Annotated in this window: 13 protein-coding genes; 7 read left to right on the top strand and 6 right to left on the bottom strand. The window is 57.9% G+C overall.

What is annotated here, in order from left to right; all coding sequences use genetic code 11:
- Window positions 1–3: 3 nt before the first annotated feature.
- Entirely contained in the window at window positions 4–1,917 is a 1,914-nt protein-coding gene (locus ACR0BZ_RS12495) for an ABC transporter substrate-binding protein (protein WP_480920344.1), read from the bottom strand.
- Window positions 1,910–3,682: an ABC transporter ATP-binding protein gene (locus ACR0BZ_RS12490; RefSeq protein ID WP_480920343.1), complete on the bottom strand. Its 1,773-nt coding sequence runs from the start codon at window positions 3,680–3,682 to the stop codon at window positions 1,910–1,912. Before ACR0BZ_RS12490 ends, ACR0BZ_RS12495 begins: the two co-directional genes overlap by 8 nt.
- Before the next feature lie 233 nt (window positions 3,683–3,915).
- On the opposite strand from ACR0BZ_RS12490, the gene ACR0BZ_RS12485 reads away from it, so the two are divergent.
- From ACR0BZ_RS12485 to ACR0BZ_RS12460, 6 genes are all read left to right on the top strand, one after another.
- Window positions 3,916–4,413: a class I SAM-dependent methyltransferase gene (locus ACR0BZ_RS12485; protein WP_480585924.1), complete on the top strand. Its 498-nt coding sequence runs from the start codon at window positions 3,916–3,918 to the stop codon at window positions 4,411–4,413.
- A 19-nt stretch (window positions 4,414–4,432) separates the two neighbouring features.
- On the top strand, window positions 4,433–5,062 hold the full coding sequence (locus ACR0BZ_RS12480) for a glutathione S-transferase (protein ID WP_480920342.1): 630 nt from the start codon (window positions 4,433–4,435) through the stop codon (window positions 5,060–5,062).
- A 110-nt stretch (window positions 5,063–5,172) separates the two neighbouring features.
- Complete coding sequence (locus ACR0BZ_RS12475; RefSeq protein WP_480494875.1) at window positions 5,173–7,575, top strand: GcvT family protein; 2,403 nt, start codon at window positions 5,173–5,175, stop codon at window positions 7,573–7,575.
- A gap of 2 nt (window positions 7,576–7,577) precedes the next feature.
- A complete protein-coding gene (locus tag ACR0BZ_RS12470; protein ID WP_480920341.1) occupies window positions 7,578–9,116 on the top strand; it encodes a trimethylamine methyltransferase family protein in 1,539 nt (512 codons plus the stop codon).
- A complete protein-coding gene (locus tag ACR0BZ_RS12465; RefSeq protein ID WP_480920340.1) occupies window positions 9,117–9,791 on the top strand; it encodes a TetR/AcrR family transcriptional regulator in 675 nt (224 codons plus the stop codon).
- A complete protein-coding gene (locus tag ACR0BZ_RS12460) occupies window positions 9,788–11,092 on the top strand; it encodes an NAD(P)/FAD-dependent oxidoreductase (protein WP_480920339.1) in 1,305 nt (434 codons plus the stop codon). The genes ACR0BZ_RS12465 and ACR0BZ_RS12460 overlap by 4 nt, the downstream gene beginning before the upstream one ends.
- A 121-nt stretch (window positions 11,093–11,213) precedes the next feature.
- Here the strand turns inward: ACR0BZ_RS12460 and ACR0BZ_RS12455 are convergent, their stop codons facing one another.
- Window positions 11,214–11,576, bottom strand: coding sequence for a DUF3307 domain-containing protein (locus ACR0BZ_RS12455; RefSeq protein ID WP_480488349.1), 363 nt, complete (start codon window positions 11,574–11,576; stop codon window positions 11,214–11,216).
- Between the two features lie 244 nt (window positions 11,577–11,820).
- On the opposite strand from ACR0BZ_RS12455, the gene ACR0BZ_RS12450 reads away from it, so the two are divergent.
- The gene (locus tag ACR0BZ_RS12450) at window positions 11,821–14,817 is read left to right on the top strand and encodes a cyclic nucleotide-binding domain-containing protein (RefSeq protein WP_480920364.1); all 2,997 of its coding nucleotides are present in this window, start codon (window positions 11,821–11,823) and stop codon (window positions 14,815–14,817) included.
- Window positions 14,818–14,823: 6 nt separating this feature from the next.
- On the opposite strand, the gene ACR0BZ_RS12445 is transcribed toward ACR0BZ_RS12450, so the two are convergent.
- From ACR0BZ_RS12445 to ACR0BZ_RS12435, 3 genes are all read right to left on the bottom strand, one after another.
- Window positions 14,824–15,111, bottom strand: a complete 288-nt coding sequence (locus tag ACR0BZ_RS12445) for an ArsR/SmtB family transcription factor (protein ID WP_480920338.1) — start codon at window positions 15,109–15,111, stop codon at window positions 14,824–14,826.
- A gap of 111 nt (window positions 15,112–15,222) precedes the next feature.
- Window positions 15,223–16,455: a mandelate racemase/muconate lactonizing enzyme family protein gene (locus ACR0BZ_RS12440; protein ID WP_480920337.1), complete on the bottom strand. Its 1,233-nt coding sequence runs from the start codon at window positions 16,453–16,455 to the stop codon at window positions 15,223–15,225.
- A gap of 23 nt (window positions 16,456–16,478) precedes the next feature.
- Window positions 16,479–17,573, bottom strand: coding sequence for a Zn-dependent alcohol dehydrogenase (locus ACR0BZ_RS12435; RefSeq protein ID WP_480920336.1), 1,095 nt, complete (start codon window positions 17,571–17,573; stop codon window positions 16,479–16,481).
- Window positions 17,574–17,637: the final 64 nt, after the last annotated feature.

The following is a 17,637-nucleotide window of genomic DNA, read 5'->3' as shown; positions in this document are numbered from 1 at the left end:
TGCTTAGTCGGCGAAAAAGAACTCGTCCGGGCGGTGAACGCCAAAATGCGCACCGGGCTCCCATGCCCACATGGCCTGTTCCGGCACATTGCGCAGACGGTTCGACACGACAATGGGTTGGGGTGCTCCGTTCAGGATACCGATGGCAAAAAGCTGGTCGGCGTGGATTCTCAGCATCTCAGTCCAGACTTCCTTGCGTTCGTCATCGGTAGTTGCGACCTCCCAGTCATGGGCCAGTTGCATCAGGCGTTCTGCTTCGGGCATGTCGGGGGCTTCCCCGGCTTCACCACCTGTCTGATAAAACTGGCCCCATTTTGGCCAGGCCAGGAAGACCTGATCGGTGGGTGCCAGATACGCCGGGGACGTGTGCGCCTGCGGGATACCGTCATCCCACCCATACCAGACCGATGCCATCGAGTTACCTGCAAACACCCGGTTGCGCAGGATATCGCGATCCAACGGGCGCATGACCAGCTTGACCCCGATCTCGCGCCAGGTGTCAGTAACGATCTGAAGGGCGTTTTCAACCTCCTGCCGCTCGCCAGCGGTTTCGATCACCAGCTCCATAGGGCGCCCGTCCGGTAGCAGGCGAATACCGTTCTTGTCGCGCTGGGTCAGGCCGACCTCATCCAACAACGCATTGGCCTGGCCGACATCGTAACCGGCCCATGCGGTGGCATTCTTCTCATCATAAAAGGGCGAGGCAGGCAGAACCGACATTGCGCCGGGATGCGCTAGCTTGAAATACAAAGCTTGGTTGATTGTCTCGCGGTCGATGGCAAGGGACAGGGCGCGCCGCACACGGACGTCACGCAACACATCGCGCCAGACGTCATCCTCGAAATTGAGGTTCGGATAGATCGCGATTTGCGACGCAACGCCGGTTTTCCACAGCAATGTCTTGTAGCCGCCTTGCGCTTCGCCTTTTTTCAGGATCGAAGCGTCGCGGAAATCCAGACCCCGGCCTTGCAGGTCGCTTTCCCCTGCATTGGTTTTGGCAGCGACCAGACCGGGGGCAACGATCTCCATCTCGACCACGTCGATATAGGGCAGTTGAACCCCTTTGCTGTCGATACGGTGGTAATAGGGGTTACGTACGAAATTGTGGCGGATTTTCTTGCCGGAACTTGCGTTCAGCCACGGTTGCAACGTGGGCAATTCGTGATTGTCGAACTTGTACAGGTTGTCGAGCTTGTTGTGCAGCGCGGCCCAGCTTTTGACGCGGGCATCGTCGACCAGAAAGGCAAGTTCCTCGGGGTCGGCATATTTCTCGTGATATCGTTTCAGGAAAGCTGCTGGGCGATAGATAAAGGGCGGTCGTGCCTGAGCCAGCGATTGTAGAAAACCCGGGTTAGGGTCTTCCCATTCGAAAATTACCGTGGTTTCATCCGGGAAGGTAACGGTGGGTGATTTGCCTTCGACAATCAGAAAATCCGGCGGGCCTGACGGGCTGAGCAATTTGTTGTTGGCAACGTCTTCCCACCAATAGCGGAAATCTTCCGACGTAAACGGAGAACCGTCTGACCATTTGTGCCCTTCGCGCAGTTTCAGGGTGAACTTGCGGCCGTCTTCGTTTTCAAACGACGCCAGCAAATCGGGGATAATCTCATAGTTCTGGTCGAATCCGACCAGCCGGGCATAGCCATAGACAACCATCTGGCGGATATCTTTGGACCGCGTGATCATGGTGCGCAGGGTGCCGCCCTGTTTGCCGAACTCGCGACCCTTTGCTGCCAGATCTACAATCAGCGGGTCCGCTGGCAGGCGCTCCTGAACGGGTGGCAGATTGCCCGCTTCTACTTCCGCGTTCCAGAACACGCTTTCCTGCGGCGTCGGAATTGTCTCTGCCGTGGCGGGCAGCATACCGATGAGCGCCAGCGAAGCGGCCAGGATCAGGGGGCGAGTGGTCTTAAACATGGCAACGTACCTTATGGCCCGGTTCCAATTCCACCAATGAGGGTATCACGGTGTCCGAGAAACGAAAGGCTTCATCCCAACTGTCCGGCGCGCCGGCGCCCAAGGAAACCACTTGCAGGTCGATCGGGCGATTGATGTCGGGTTCGGGTTGAGCGGCAATCAGCGCTTTGGTGTAGGGGTGGCGCGGATTGTAGAAAAGAGTTTCGGGTGGTGCTTGCTCGACGATCAGGCCGCGACGCATCACGGCAACTTCGTCGGCGATCCGCGCGACCACAGCCAGATCGTGCGAGATGAACAGATAGGACAGGTTCAGGCTGTCCTGTAGATTTTCCAACAGGGTCAGAATCTGCTCTTGTACCGATACGTCCAGCGCCGAGGTGGGTTCGTCACACACGATGAGCTGCGGGTCGAGCATCATGGCGCGGGCTATCGACAGACGTTGCCGCTGCCCCCCCGAAAAGGCGTGTGGATAGCGTTTCAGCATGTCGGCTGTCAGGCCGACGCGCTGCAACATCTCGGCGGCCTTGTCGCGCTGCTCGGCCGTTGTTCCGATGCGGTGAATTTCCAGCGGCTCGGTCATCGCGTCCTGAATGCGCATCCGCGGGCTGAGCGAGCTGTAGGGATCCTGAAACACCATCTGCGCATTGCGCTGAAACGCCGTGCGCTGGGCGCGGGTCATGTTGTGCACTGTGATAGGATCGGCATTCGGCACGGTGCGAAACAGGACTTCTCCACCGGGATCGGGCAGTTCCGCACCCAATGCGATCCGCGCGGCTGTTGTTTTACCTGATCCGCTTTCACCGACAATGGCCAGCGTCTTGCCGCGTGCCAAATTCAGATCGACCCCTTTGCACGCATAGATTTCCTTGTCGGCCTGCCACCCTTTGCTGGACCGCATCGTGTAGGTTTTGGAGACACCCTTCATCTGAAGGATCAGATCGTCGTCCGGCATCGGTATACCCACAGCATCCTGATCTGGAATTTCCGGTGCAGCATCAAACAGTTGTTTGGTATATGGATGTGCGGGGGAGGTCAGGATTGGTGCGGCCGGGCCAGCCTCCATGATGCGGCCCTTGTGCATGACCACAACCTGTTCGGCCATGTTGGCGACCACGCCCAGATCATGGGTCACCAGAATAAGCGCCATGCCGGTCTCGCGCTGCAATTCCTTGATCAGCCCCAGAACCTGCGCCTGAGTGGTCACATCCAGCGCGGTGGTTGGCTCATCCGCGATCAGCAGTTCGGGTTTGGATACCATTGCCATCGCAATCATGGCGCGTTGGCGCATTCCGCCCGACAGTTCGAACGGGTAGGAGTCATAGGCGCGCTGCGGATCTGGAAAGCCCACGCGCTCGAACTGCGACAGGACCTTTTTGCGCGCCTCGGACTCGGAAAGCCCACGATGGAGCCACAGGACTTCACTGACCTGATTCCCAATCTTGTGCAGAGGTGACAGCGATCGCATGGGTTCCTGAAAGATCATCGAAACGCGATTGCCACGAATGCCGCGCATTTCCCGCTCGGAGACAGCTGTCAGGTTACATGTGCCCTTGGAATCATTCAGAGTTATCGTGCCGCTGCGTATCTGGGCCGTTCGCGGCAGAATCCGCAAGACGGCCCGGCACGTGATGGTTTTACCCGATCCCGATTCACCGACCAGCGCCAAGGTTTCTCCTGGTTTGACATCGAAATTCACATCCGTGACCACTGAACTTCCCGCACCAAAGCCGATGCTGAGGTCTCTGACAGACAACAACGCTCTCATGCAGGTTTTCCAACCGTTTGGCCGCTTGGTGACATCGGTCGTTTCAACTCCCCGTGATTTTTTCGTCAGTGTCGCGCGGTTCCGCCTGTCTAGTCAAACCCGTTCTTGGGCTGAAATGTCGCGAAAATGTGAAACTTTGGGCTTCGTCGCTACACAAAGTCTTGAGAATTTGTCATCTAAGGCGGCGTCGGGGGCACCTATGCTTTCGATTGGTATCAAGGAGATATTTGCCAGTGTCCGAGAATCAAAGTCGTCTGGACTTGTTTATCGATCGTATGGTGTCGCAGCGCGCCTGCCTGGATCACGCGATTGCGCAAACGGCAGGCATGGCTGGCCCGGTGTTTGAACTGGGGTTGGGCAATGGGCGCACCTATCATCATCTTGTGCAGCATATCGATGGACGTCCTGTCTTTGTTTTCGAACGCGCGGTGGCTTCGCACCCTGATTCAACCCCGCCCGAGGATCGGGTGATCTTGGGGGATGTGCGCGAGACGCTGCCAGCGGCGGTCGACAGGTTTGGACCGACAGCAAGCCTGATTCATGCAGACCTTGGGGGGCATAATCGCGAAAAGAACGACATCTTTGCGCGGCTTGTTTCCCCGTTGATCGAGCCCTTGCTGGCACCGGGTGGATTAATGGTTTCAAGTGACCGGATGTATTTCGAGGCGCTGGAGGAAATGCCGTTGCCCGAGGGTGCCGTCGAAGGGCGCTGTTTCATCTATCGGCGTTGACCAGAGAGAAGGGGCCTGCATGATATTCTACGATTGCTCTACGGCCCCAAACCCGCGCCGTGCCCGCATGTTCATCGCGGAAAAAGGGTTGAACATCGAAACGCACGAAATCTCGATTGCTGAGGGCGCGCAGTTGAGCACTGAGTTTCGTGCAGTGAACCCCCGGGCCACAATCCCGGTTCTGGTAACGGATGACGGCGCAGTCCTGACCGAAAATCTTGGCATCGCCGCGTATCTTGAAGCGCGTTTCCCCGAGCCACCCTTGATGGGCCGGACCGCTGATGAAAAAGGGTTGGTCCTGATGTGGAACGCAATTGCCGAGCAGCAGGGCGGTGCGCCCATCGCTGAGGCTTTGCGCAACAGCCATCCGGCGTTCAAACACCGTGCCATTCCCGGCCCTGTTAACCATGCGCAGATCCCTGAGCTGGCGCAGCGTGGGCGCGAGCGGGTTGCGTCGTTTTTTGAACTGCTGGAGGCGCGGCTGAAGCAAAGCGCGTATGTCGCGGGCGATGTATTCACTCTGGCGGATATATCCACTTTTGTTTTTGTCGATTTCGCGCGCGTCATTAAGATGCGGATACCGGACGGCAATACGAACACGCAGGTTTGGTTTGAAAGCGTGAAAGCCCGCCCAAGCGCCCAGCTTTAGGTTTGCAAAGCATTCGGCAGCGTTCTCGCATTCCGTACTGTACATAAATGTCTAGACAGAACTGAACAGTGCCACTAGCGTCTTCCCAGATTCTGTTCAGGGAGGTCGGGATGAAATCCCAATATCGCGTAGTGGTCATTGGTGGGGGCGTCGTTGGTGCTTCGGTTCTGTATCATCTGGCCAAATTCGGCTGGTCGGATGTGGTCATGCTGGAGAGGCGGCGGCTGGCATCGGGATCGTCCTGGCATGCAGCGGGCGGTATCCATGCCCTGAACGCGGATCCAAACATGGCCTCGTTGCAGGCCTACACAATTGACCTGCTGAGTGAGATCGAAAAAGAATCGGGCCAGAATATCGGTTTGCACATGACCGGTGGTCTGACGCTGGCCGGTACGCCTGAACGCTGGGAGTGGTTGCAGGCCAATTACCGCATCTTCCAGTCCATCGGCATTGATGATTGCGAGCTGCTGACCCCGCAAGAGGCACAGAGACGCTGCCCAATCATGTCAACCGACGGTGTTTTGGGCGCGATGTGGGCAGATCGCGAAGGGTATATCGATACGACAGGCACTGTTCAGGCTTATGCGACTGCGGCCAGAAAACGTGGTGCCGAATATTTCGAGGAAACCAAGGTCGAAGAGCTGATCCAGACAGATGATGGTTGGCAGGTTGTGACCGATAAGGGCACGATCACCTGTGAACATGTGGTCAACGCGGCCGGGCTCTGGGCCAAGCAGGTTGGGCGTATGGCCGGGGTAGAGTTGCCAGTCTCGCCGTTGAAGCACCACTATCTGATCACAGACACTGTGCCCGAAGTGGCGCAGGCGGATTTCGAGATGCCGATGACTGTGGACCTCGAAGGATTCACCTATATGCGGCAGGACCAGAAGGGTGTTCTGGTTGGGATCTACGAGGTCGATCACGAACACTGGGCGATGGATGGTGCACCATGGAACTATGGCGAGGAACTGTTTCAGGAACAGCTTGACCGGATCGAGAACGAACTGACGCTGGGCTTTGAGCGGTATCCGTCGATTCAGAACGTGGGCATCAAGACATGGGTCAATGGTGCGTTCACGTTCTCACCGGATGGTAACCCGCTGGTTGGTCCGGTTCCGGGCAAGCGCGGCTATTGGACCGCCTGCGCGGTGATGGCCGGGTTCCTGCAAGGTGGTGGCGTTGGGAAAACACTGGCCGAATGGATGATCCATGGTGAGCCCGAAGCGGATGCATGGCCGATGGATGTGGCGCGCTATGGTGATTTTGCACAGAACAAGCGGTATATCCGTGAAACCACTGGCCAGTTCTATTCGCGCCGCTTTGTGATGACCTACCCGAACGAGCAATTGCCTGCGGGTCGCCCGCTGAAGATGGCTCCGGCGCATGACGCGATGACCGAGGCCGGATGCAAATGGGGTGTCAGCTGGGATCTGGAGGTGCCGCTGTATTTCGCGCTCAAAGGGTTCGAGGAAACGCCAACGCTCAAACGTTCGAACGCGCACGACATCGTGGCCGCTGAATGCAGGACCATCCGTGAGGGCGTGGGCCTGATGGATATCACGGGTTTTTCTCGCTTTGAGGTTTCGGGCCCAAATGCCAAAGCGTGGCTGGATAACGTTATGGCATCGAAACTGCCCGCCCCGGGTCGTGCCAAACTGGCGCCGATGCTGGGCGAGGACGGGCGGCTCAAAGGCGATCTGACCGTGTTGAACTGGGGCGATGGCACCTGGTGGATCATGGGCAGCTATTACCTGCGCGCCTGGCATATGCGATGGTTCAACGATCATATGACGGATGGGGTCACTGTCCGCGACCTGGGAGAGGAGTATTGCGGGTTCGCCGTGGTCGGACCAAAATCGCAGGCGGTGGTCGAAAAATTGGCCGAACAGGATATCTCGGGTCTGAAATTCATGGGCTGCGGTGATTTCGACATCGGTCTCGTCCGTGCCCGCGTGGCTCGTATGTCGGTGACCGGCGAAAAAGGGTATGAAATCAACTGCCGCTATGGCGATCACATCAAGCTGCGCCGCATTTTGCTGGAAGCCGGTGCAGAAGAGGGTATCCGCGAGTGCGGTTTCAATGCGATGCTATCAACCCGGCTTGAGAAAAGCTTTGGCATCTGGTCGGCAGAGTTCACGCAGGCTTACACACCCGGCATGACCGGCATGGATCGCTGGATCGACTGGGACAAGGATTTCATCGGCAAGAAGGCCGCTCTGGCCGAACGGGATGGCAATGGCCCGGCGCAGGTGCAGGTGACACTGGAAATCGATGCGTTGGACGCCGATGCCAGCGGGTATGAGCCGGTCTGGGCCAATGGTGAACGCGTGGGTTTTGTGACCTCAGGCGGTTACGGGCACTATACCGGCAAGTCGTTGGCAATGGCCTTGATTGACCGTGACAAGGTGGACCCGGGTACGGAACTGTCTGTCCATGTCGTAGGGGTGGAATGTCCGGCGCGGGTAATTGCACCGTCGCCCTACGACCCTCAGGGCAAAGCGATGCGGGGCTGATCATGACGGCTCCGGACCGACGACGCCGAAGGCGAGGGGGCGCGGCTGCCCCGCAGCCCAGCCGCGATGTGAACTATCGCCAGCTCAGGAACCCTTTCCCTTTGATGGAGGTGTTCCCGGCTGACCGGATCGCGGACATGCACGAGGCAGCGTTGCGTACGCTCGAGGAGTTGGGTGTAAAGACCCTGCTTCCCGAGGCGCGCAAGCTGTTCAAGCAGGGTGGCGCGCGTGTGGATGAAGGCAGTGAAATGGTCTTTATCGGGCGCGAGATGGTTGAGGCTGCCGTTGCCTCGGCCCCCAAATCTATCGCTTGTCGCGCCGGTTCGCGGCATCGGGATTTCACTCTGGAACTGGGTTCGCTGGTTTTTCAACCGGGGGCAGGCGCGCCGAACGCAACCGATCTTGAGCGTGGCCGTCGCCCGGCGACCAGTCAGGATTATCTGGAGTTTCTAAAGCTCACCCATCATTTCGATGTGTTCCAGATGATCTCGCCTCAAGTTGAACCTCAGGATGTACCGACGCATTTGCGCCACTACTTCACGACACAAGCGCAGATGGAACTGACCGACAAGTTTCCGTTCCTCTTCTCGCGCGGCACGCCGCAGGTCATGGATTGCTTTGAGATGCTGTCCACGGCGCGCGGTCTGTCGGATGATGAGTTTCGGGGCAATGCGCATTGTTACACGATCATCAACACAAACAGCCCGCGCACGTTGGATATTCCCATGGCGCAAGGGCTGATCGACTTTGCGCGCCACGGTCAGATGTCGATCATCACTCCGTTCACTCTGATGGGGGCGATGGCGCCGATCACCGTGGCCGGGGCAATCACCCTGTCCCATGCCGAGGCGCTTGCCGCGCTGACCTTGACGCAGCTGGCCAGACCGGGCGCTCCGGTCTGTTATGGCACGTTCACCAGCAATGTGGACATGAAATCCGGCGCGCCGGCATTCGGGACGCCCTCACATTTTCAGGCGTCACTGGCCGCAGGCCAACTGGCGCGTCATCTTGGCCTGCCCTGGCGGTCTGCGGCAGGGTCGGCGTCAAACAGCAACGACGTGCAAGCGGCGAATGAGAACCAGTTTGGCCTTTGGGGCTGCCTGATGGCCGGGGCGACCGTGATCATTCATTCAGCGGGCTGGCTGGAAGGGGGATTGACCGTATCCTTCGAAAAGCTGGTCTGTGATGCCGAGGTGCTGAACATGGTGGCCGAGCTTTGCGCGGGCGCGCAGGCGGGGTCCGCCGAAATTGGCTTTGATACCGCTTTAAGTGAGGTCGCGCCCGGTGGCCATTTCTTTGCCTGCCCCCAGACGATGGAGCGCTACACCACCGAGTTCTATCAACCACATGTCCATGACTACGCCAATTTCGGCACATGGACCGAGCGTGGATCGACGGATGCCAACCACCGTGCAACGGGGGTTTGGAAGGGTATCCTGAACAATTTCAAGGCCCCCGCCATAGACAATGATCGTTTTGGAGCCTTGCAGGACCTTATTGCACGCCGCACCGCAGAGGGCGGGGCGCCACCGGAGAGTTGAATGAACAACAAACCTATCCTTCACCGCGATGATCCCGAAGCCGAGCCCCTGATCGGCAATATCAAGGTGACCCGCGACGATTGGCTGAACGTGGCGATGGACGTGCTGATTTCGGACGGGGTGGACCAGATCAAGGTTCTTAACCTGGCCGAGCGGATGGCCGTGTCACGTTCATCCTTCTACTGGTACTTCAAGTCCAGACAGGAACTTTTGGACGCACTGCTGGCGCGGTGGCAGGCGACCAATACGGTTGCGCTTGTAAAACAGGCAGAAGCGCCAGCCAAAACGATAACGGGCGCGGTCTGCAACGTGCATCGTTGTGTGGTCAACACGGATTTGTTTGACACCGCGTTGGATTTTGCCGTGCGCGACTGGGCGCGTAAATCGGGCAAAGTACGCCGTGCGCTGGATCAGTCTGACACTCGGCGGCTTGAAGCTTTGCACGCGATGTTCGCCAGATACGGCTATTCCGAAATCGAGTCCGAAACGCGTGCGCGCGTGCTGTATTACATGCAGATCGGATATGACCTTGCACAATTGAACGAACCCTTCGAGACGCGGATCTCGATGGTGCCGCATTACCTATACGCCTTTACTGGCGTCGAACCGAAACCCGAAGAAGTTGAAGAATTCAGCGCATATTCCTGGCGCTACTGGAAAGGAGACCCGACATGAGTCAACCAGACGCAATCATCATTGGCACAGGTGTGATCGGCGCGGCCATTGCGTTCGAAATGTCCAAGGCGGGCTGGAAAACCCTGTCTCTGGATCGTAACGCACAGGTTGGGCACGGTTCAACCGCCGGGTCCTGCGCGATCATCCGGATGCATTATTCCACCTTCGACGGAACGGCGTTTGCCTGGGAAGGCTATCATTACTGGCGCGACTGGGCTGACTATCTTGGACTGCCGGAGGGGGCCAATCTGGCTAAGTTCAGGGAAACCGGCTGCTTGGTTATGAAGACCGAGGCGAACGGGATGCTGGAGAAGCACATGCGCAATTCATCAGAACTGGATTGCCCGTTCGAAGAATGGTCGGGGGACAAAGTGGTTGAACGCCTGCCGGTTTATTCGCTGGACAGCTTTGCCCCGGCACGCCGTATGGATGACCCGGAATTCGGCCAGTCCAACGGGCGAAAGATGTCGGGTGGAGTGTACTGGCCTCAGGCGGGGTACGTCACCGACCCGGCCTTGTCGGCGCAAAACCTGATGGATGCTGCCAAACAGCACGGAGCTGAGGTTCGCACCAGTGCCGAAGTAACCGAGATCCTGACCGAGGATGGACGTGTTTCCGGTGTAAAACTTGCTTCAGGCGAAGAAATCCGCGCAAGGGTTGTCGTGAACGTGGCCGGGCCGGGCTCGGCTATCATCAATGGGATGGCAGGCGTTCTGGATGACATGACCATCAAGACCCGCCCCCTGCGGCAAGAGGTCGTGCATGTCCCCGCCCCGGAAGGGTTCGATTTTGAAAACGACGGAACCATAGTTTCGGACAGTGACATCGCCTGCTATTGCCGCCCGGAACACGGCAATCACATCCTTGTGGGATCAGAGGATCCGGAGTGTGATCCACATCAGTGGTGCGAAGACGATGTGAACTACAATCGTGAATTCACCGATCAATGGACAACGCAGGCCATGCGGTATGCGCAGCGTGTACCCAGCCTTGGTATTCCATCAAAAACGCGAGGCGTGGTCGACCTTTACGATGCCTCAACCGACTGGATTCCGATCTATGACAAATCCAGCCTGCCGGGGTTTTACATGGCCTGTGGGTCCAGCGGGAATCAATATAAGAATGCGCCGATTGCAGGTAAGATGATGGCGGCACTGATCGCGTATTGCGAAGGCGGAGCGGATCACGACGCGGAACCGCTGCAATTCGAACTGCCTTATATCAAACGCACCATCGACGTGGGCTTTTACTCACGCAAGCGCCCGATCAATGAGGAAAGCAGTTTTTCGGTTCTGGGCTAGTCGGGTTTTGGCATCGATCAAAGTCGAGCGGGGCAGGTTAACAGCTTGCCTCGCTATGACCGGCCGAAGGATAGGCGCATAGCTTCCGGGCTGCGCATCGGACGGCATATCCTGGTTCGAGCTACGTTGCCGCGAAAGTCACCCAGGCCCAGACCATCGCCACATAGGTCAGGTTGTGCAGGCACTGGTCTAACCCAGCCGCACGCCAGAACGCGGCCTGCGTCGGCTCAAGCTGTTTCTTGTCTGAATAGCTAGCTTTCAAGAAATCGATATTGAAATGAATGACCCATTCAAGCAGTCCGACAATCAGGATGAACAATACCGGAGCGCCAAACGCGGCAAACACGATAACAGAGCCCGCAACATGTACTGCTGCGTGCTGCGCGCGTCCCAAGTGAAAATACTCGCCTCGGCCAGAGAGCATTTTCGGTGTCTGGAGGTAGTAGTCAGCGAACATGTGCTTGACCTGAAAAAGGCAAAGCATAAGTAACACCGCGCCAATACTGGCAGTCAAAAGAACCCTCCCGATATCGTTCTAAACTGACTTTAGGCAATAACACGGCCATGCGTAAATGAACTAGTTCACATAAGATAAAGAAAATTCTCGGGTGGGAAAAAATTTGCATAACGTGTCAGTATGGCAGTAAATTCAAACCGTTGAATTTGGGCGCGCGGCATCCGGGCCGTGTTATCGGCCAGCAGTAGGGGCAGGTTCCATAGAACGCACGATTTTCCGCTTTATTTGGAAATACTCCAAACGCGATCAGCTGATCCTGTTGGCTGTGACGGCGACGTTGTTTCCGTTGCTCTATCTTACGCTGGAACTGCCCAAGCGTATCATCAACGACGCAATCGGTTCGACAACTGCCGAAGTGGATGTCTGGGGCTATACGCTTTCACAGACGAATTTCCTGATCATCTTGTGCTTTGCTTTCCTTGCTGCCGTGTTGGCGCACGGGCTGATGAAAATGCGCATCAACACCATGAAGGGTGTGCTGAGCGAGCGCATGCTGCGACGGTTTCGGTATCAGCTGGTCAGCCGCGCGCTTCTTTTTCCGCAACCCTATTTCGAACGGGTCAGCCAGGGCGAAATGGTCTCGATGATCACGGCTGAAAGTGAACCAATGGGCGGGCTGATGGGCGATGCGATCAGCCAGCCGGTTCTGCAAGCCGGTCAGATGATCACCATCCTTTCCTTCCTGTTCTTGCAAAGCTTTTGGTTCGGGCTGGCCGCAGTCGCCCTGATCCCGGTGCAGGCCTGGTTAATCCCTAAATTGCAGCGTCAGATCAATCTGTTGAACAAGAAACGTATTCAGGAAGTTCGGACGTTGGCTGCCCAGATCGGCGAAAACGCGGCAGGTGCGTCAACCCTCCGCAGCAATGGCGGCTGGCGCTATCGCCGGGCTATGATCTCCGATCAGTTGGGGCGGCTTTTCGCGATCCGCTTTGAGATTTACCAGAAGAAGTTCTTTATGAAGTTCATAAACAACTTCATCTCGCAGCTGACACCATTCGTGTTCTACCTGATCGGTGGCCTTCTGGTGTTGCAGGGTTCGGTTTCGCTGGGGGCATTGGTTGCGGCGCTGGCGGCGTATAAGGATCTGAGCTCACCCTGGAAAGAGCTGCTGACCTATTACAACCAAACCCAGGACATGTCGTTGCGCTGGGATATCGTCGTTGACCGCTTCGATCCAGCCGGATTGAAGGACGAAGCGCTGTTCGAGGGCGAACCAGCAGAGCGCCCCCACCTGAGCGGTGATATAGCGCTAAAGCACGTCTCGGTTCGTGACATGGACGGCAATCAGGTGCTGGATGATCTGAATCTTACTTTTCCCGCTGGCAAGACGATTGGCATTGCCGCACCCAGCGAAGAGGACCGGCGCGCCATGGGTGAGCTGCTGACCCGCGAGATTTTGCCCGCTGCCGGCACGGTTCAGGTTGGGGATCTGAACCTGGCAGACCTGCATCAGGGCGTAGTGGCCGCACGTATCGGGTATGCAACGTCCCGCCCGGTCATGTTTCAGGGAACGTTGGGTGACAACGTGATGATGCCGATGCGGTTCAAACCCTTGGCTGAATCCACAGATGACCCAGATTTTGCCGAGACCTTGCGGGCTGGAAACAGCATGGATCCGTTCAGGGTGGAATGGCTTGACCCGGCGCTGGCCGGGTTTGAAGACGCGACGGCGTTGCGCGATTGGTGGTTGCAGCTAGTTGATGGAATGGGGTCTGGTGCAGCCTTGTTTCGGCGCGGTGCCGAACAAAGCTTTGTTGCGACCGAACACTGCGAACTGGCCAGGAAACTGGTCGAGCTGCGCCCGCTGGTGCGGCAGGCCGTCCATGACGCGGGTCTTGAGCAGCAGGCGCTGATATTCGACCGGAATGCTTACAACCCGGCGCTGCCTGTTGCCGAGAACCTGCTTTTTGCGACGCCCCGCGTGCCGGTGACGCAGGCGTTGCTTGCCCGGCAGAAGGTTTTCCTCATGCAACTGCGAGAGCTGGGGCTGGATGAGACGCTGATCGCCCTGACCCGTGACGTGATCGAGATGCTGCGACAGATCTTCGGGTTCGACGGAACCGACCATCCGTTGTTCCGCAAGCTGGGTCTTGATGCAAAGACCTATGAGGCAGCCGTGGAGCTGGTTGAACAGACCCGCAAAGAGGGAACATCAGGGCTGGATGACGAACAGCTGGCCAGTATGTTGGCCGTGCCTTTCGTCGTCTCGGCTGAGCAGATTGGCCCGGCTTTCACGGATGAGCTGAAAGACCGCATTCTGGAACTGAGGCAGAGTCATTCGGACAAGCTGTTGGAAAGCCTGAAGGACGCATTTGTTCCGCTGGATCCGGAAGATTTCGCGCCTGGATTGACGGTCATGGAAAACGCGCTGTTCGGCAAGGTCAGCCAGATAGGTGGCGCGCGATCAGATGAGGCCCGCAAGGTCATTGTGGACGTGTTGGAGGAGAACGGCGCGCGTCCTTTGGTGGTCGAGCTGATTTATGACATTCCGGTTGCTTTGGGTGGGCAGAGCCTTCCGGCGGTTTTTGCCGAACCGCTGGCGTTTACCCGCGCGACAATCAAGAAGCCGGATATCCTGATCCTGGAGCAGGCATTGGCCAGTTACGACATGAAAACGCAGGTGTCGGTCTACAAGAAGCTGCGCGAGTTGTTGCCGGATGCCACGGTGTTCTACCTCAATGACCAGTTCGAAAACCCGGACGTATTCGACATGTTCGTGGAAATCCGGCAAGGTCGTGTCGTCTCGGACGGAGGACCGGTGGACGTGGGAAAAGACAGCGCATCTTCAGCAGATCTGGCGCGGAAACTGCGCGCGCTGGAGCAGACCCCCTTGTTTTCGGGACTGGACCGGAGGCAATTGCGCCTTCTGGCTTTTGGCGCGCAGTGGTTCGATGCCAAGCCCGGGCAGGTGGTGTTCCTGAAAGATGATCAGCCGACCGACGGCGCGTATGTGGTGCTGGAGGGTGAAGCCGGCTTGTACCTGCCGCAGGAAGATGGCCCCGACCAGTTGATCACCACCGTGGGGCCGGGCGCATTGGTGGGTGAGCTTGGTCTGATCCGCAAAGAACCACGCGCGCTGAGCATGGTGGCCGAAACAAACCTATCCTGTCTTCGGATCGGTGAGGAAGAGTTCCTGGCCGTTGTGGAAAACGATGCGGCAACCGCGTTCAAGCTGATGCAGGTGATCGCCGGTTACGTGTCCAATTAGGAGTGATCAGTTGGCAGGTTCGCAAAACAGATCGTACAGCAGACCGATCAGCTGCGCAGCATTCCCATCGCGCAGCGAATAATAGATCGTTTTGCCATCTCTTCGGGTGGTGACAAATCCTTCCTCCCGCAGACGGGCCAGCATTTGGCTGACGGCGGCTTGCCGCAATTGCAGCAAATCCTCAAGCTGGCCTACCGATTTCTCACCACTCCCGAGGTGGCACAGGATCATCAGGCGCCCTTCATGCGCCAGTGTCTTGAGAAATGCAGCCGCGCGGGCTGCATTTTCTTTCATTTCAGATGGTGTGTCCGAGGTGTGTGCCTGAGGTTCGGTTTCTAGGAGTGTCACGTTTTGACCGTTGTTCCGTTAATCTTGGGTTAATATGCCTCAAACACGTCTGTGTTGTCACCCCTCGGTTGCAGGGGCACCGCCCTGAAAAGCATTGCCGTTAACGTAATCGCAGGGCTCCTCCTGCATTTGCAGATGCAAGCCACGACCTTCATACGGGTGCGCGCGGGCCAGGTCTTCGTCGATGTCGATCCCAAGTCCTGGACCGGTCGGAGCGACCACAAAGCCGTCCTCGACCTGAATGGACCCTTTGATCAGCTGATTGTGGAACGGTGTTTCAATGGTTTCCAGCAGCAGCAGGTTCGGGATCGACGCGGCCAGGTGGATATTGGCGGCCCATTCCACCGGACCCGCATAAAGATGCGGCGCCATCTGAGCGTTGAATATCTCTGCTATGGCGGCGACTTTCTTCATCTCCCAGATTCCGCCGGCACGCCCCAGCGCCGGTTGCAGGATTTCCGCAGCCCCGGCGCGCAGAACGGCTCCGAACTCGGCCTTGGTTGTCATGCGCTCTCCGGTGGCGATGGGGATACGGACGTTGCGGGCGACACGGGCCATGTCTTCGATCATATCGGGTGGCGTGGGTTCTTCGAACCATAGGGGCTGGTACGGTTCCAGCGCCTGCCCCAGCCGGATGGCACCAGCCGTGTTGAACTGACCGTGTGTGCCAAACAGCAGGTCAGCCTTGTCCCCTACCGCTTCGCGAATTGCCTTGCAAAAGGCGACGGACATGGAAATGTCACTCATCGCGGGCATGTGGCCGCCACGGATTGTATAAGGGCCTGCCGGGTCGAATTTCACGGCGGTATAGCCGCGCCGCAACATTTCGGCAGCTGTTTCACCCGCTTGTTCGGGAGAGGTCCAGAAGTCGGTCAGATTGTGATGCGGCAAAGGGTAGAGGTAGGTGTAGGAGCGAATTCGTTCGTTCACCTTGCCACCCAACAGCGCATAAACCGGGCGGTCGCGATCCTTGCCAAGAATGTCCCAGCAGGCGATCTCTAACCCCGAGAATGCGCCCATCACCGTCAGGTCGGGGCGCTGCGTGAAACCGCTGGAATAGACGCGACGGAACATAAGTTCGATGTTTTCGGGGTTCTCGCCCAGCATGTGCCGTTCGAACACATCCCGAATGACGTGGCGCATCGCCTCGGGTCCGACGGACGAGGCATAGCATTCGCCCCAACCGGTGATGCCGGTGTCAGTCGTCAGTTTAACCAATATCCAGTATCGCCCCCCCCAACCCGGAGCGGGTGGGGCGGTGACGATGATGTCGAGATCCTGCAGTTTCATCTCAGTTTCTCCGGGCCGGGGGATCAGGTTCTGTCGAACAGGATCACGTTGCGCTTGGCAGATCCGGTTTTGGTATCGGCAATGGCCTCGTTGATCTGATCCAGCGACCAGCGGCCCGAGATCAACTCGTCCAGTTTCAGCCGACCTTGCTCGTAGAGGTCGATCATCCAGGGGATGTCCCGCTGAATAACCACATCACCCATTTTCGAGCCGACAACACCCTGACCCAGGGCTGCCAGAACAACCGGTTCATAGCTGGCCATGCTGCCCGAATGCGGCATTCCGATCATGATGGCCTTGCCGCCGCGGCCAAGATAGCGCGGGGCCTGATCATAGGCGGCGATTGCGCCGACAGTGATCAGAACCGCATCGGCGCCGCGCCCGCCAAGGGCATCGAACGCCGCGTTCCAGGGTTCTTGCAAGCTGGCCAGAACGCCATGGGTCGCGCCGAATTCCTTTGCGATTTCCAGCTTTTCTTCGGTCATGTCGACAGCCACGATCCGCCTTGCGCCTGCGATCCGCGCGCCCTGAATAGCGTTCAGGCCAACGCCGCCGGCGCCGATGACCACAACATCCTGACCCGGACGCAGACCGGCCGCGTTTACCGCAGCACCAACCCCGGTGATTACCCCGCAAGACAGAAGGCTAGCCAGGTCTTTGGGCAGGTTTTCGGGGATCCTGACGATTTGCCGATGGCTCACCACGACCTTTTCGGCAAAAGCGCCGCAGGCCATGGCCTGTTCCAGAGGACTACCGTCAGCCGTTTTTAGCGGGCCTTTGACGGTGTCGTACGGTGTTTCGCAATTTGTCGGGTGCCCTCCGGCACAGGTGGGGCAGGACCCGCACGCGCGGATCAGCGTTACAACCACAGGCTCGCCAATCCTGAAGTCACCGGCGGCCTCTCCAACTGCGGAGATCACGCCTGCGGCTTCGTGGCCGTAAACGGCGGGCAGAAAGCCGCCCCAGGCACCTTCGGCATAGGATATGTCCGAATGGCAGATGGCTACTGCATCCAGCGTCACTTCGACCTCGCCCGTGCCGGGGGGTGCCAGCTGAACCTCTTCGATAACCAAGGGTTCGCCGAATGCCCGGCAGACTGCGGCTTTGATTGTTTGCATGTTTTCCCTCACTTCCGTTGGGCCCACGGTGGCGTGGGAAAGGATTGATCGCAAGGCAGAAACC

The sequence above is a fragment of the Ruegeria sp. P8 genome (assembly GCF_056534665.1).
This window is presented reverse-complemented; position numbering and strand designations above follow the sequence as displayed.

Bases quoted from the DNA above. Each gene is read 5' to 3' on its own strand.
- ACR0BZ_RS12460 (WP_480920339.1), top strand. From the start codon at position 9,788: ATGAGTCAACCAGACGCAATCATCATTGGCACAGGTGTGATCGGCGCG.
- ACR0BZ_RS12470 (WP_480920341.1), top strand. From the start codon at position 7,578: ATGACGGCTCCGGACCGACGACGCCGAAGGCGAGGGGGCGCGGCTGCC.
- ACR0BZ_RS12465 (WP_480920340.1), top strand. From the start codon at position 9,117: ATGAACAACAAACCTATCCTTCACCGCGATGATCCCGAAGCCGAGCCC.
- ACR0BZ_RS12455 (WP_480488349.1), bottom strand. From the start codon at position 11,576: ATGCTTTGCCTTTTTCAGGTCAAGCACATGTTCGCTGACTACTACCTC.
- ACR0BZ_RS12435 (WP_480920336.1), bottom strand. From the start codon at position 17,573: ATGCAAACAATCAAAGCCGCAGTCTGCCGGGCATTCGGCGAACCCTTG.
- ACR0BZ_RS12495 (WP_480920344.1), bottom strand. From the start codon at position 1,917: ATGTTTAAGACCACTCGCCCCCTGATCCTGGCCGCTTCGCTGGCGCTC.
- ACR0BZ_RS12440 (WP_480920337.1), bottom strand. From the start codon at position 16,455: ATGAAACTGCAGGATCTCGACATCATCGTCACCGCCCCACCCGCTCCG.
- ACR0BZ_RS12475 (WP_480494875.1), top strand. From the start codon at position 5,173: ATGAAATCCCAATATCGCGTAGTGGTCATTGGTGGGGGCGTCGTTGGT.
- ACR0BZ_RS12445 (WP_480920338.1), bottom strand. From the start codon at position 15,111: ATGAAAGAAAATGCAGCCCGCGCGGCTGCATTTCTCAAGACACTGGCG.
- ACR0BZ_RS12490 (WP_480920343.1), bottom strand. From the start codon at position 3,682: ATGAGAGCGTTGTTGTCTGTCAGAGACCTCAGCATCGGCTTTGGTGCG.
- ACR0BZ_RS12480 (WP_480920342.1), top strand. From the start codon at position 4,433: ATGATATTCTACGATTGCTCTACGGCCCCAAACCCGCGCCGTGCCCGC.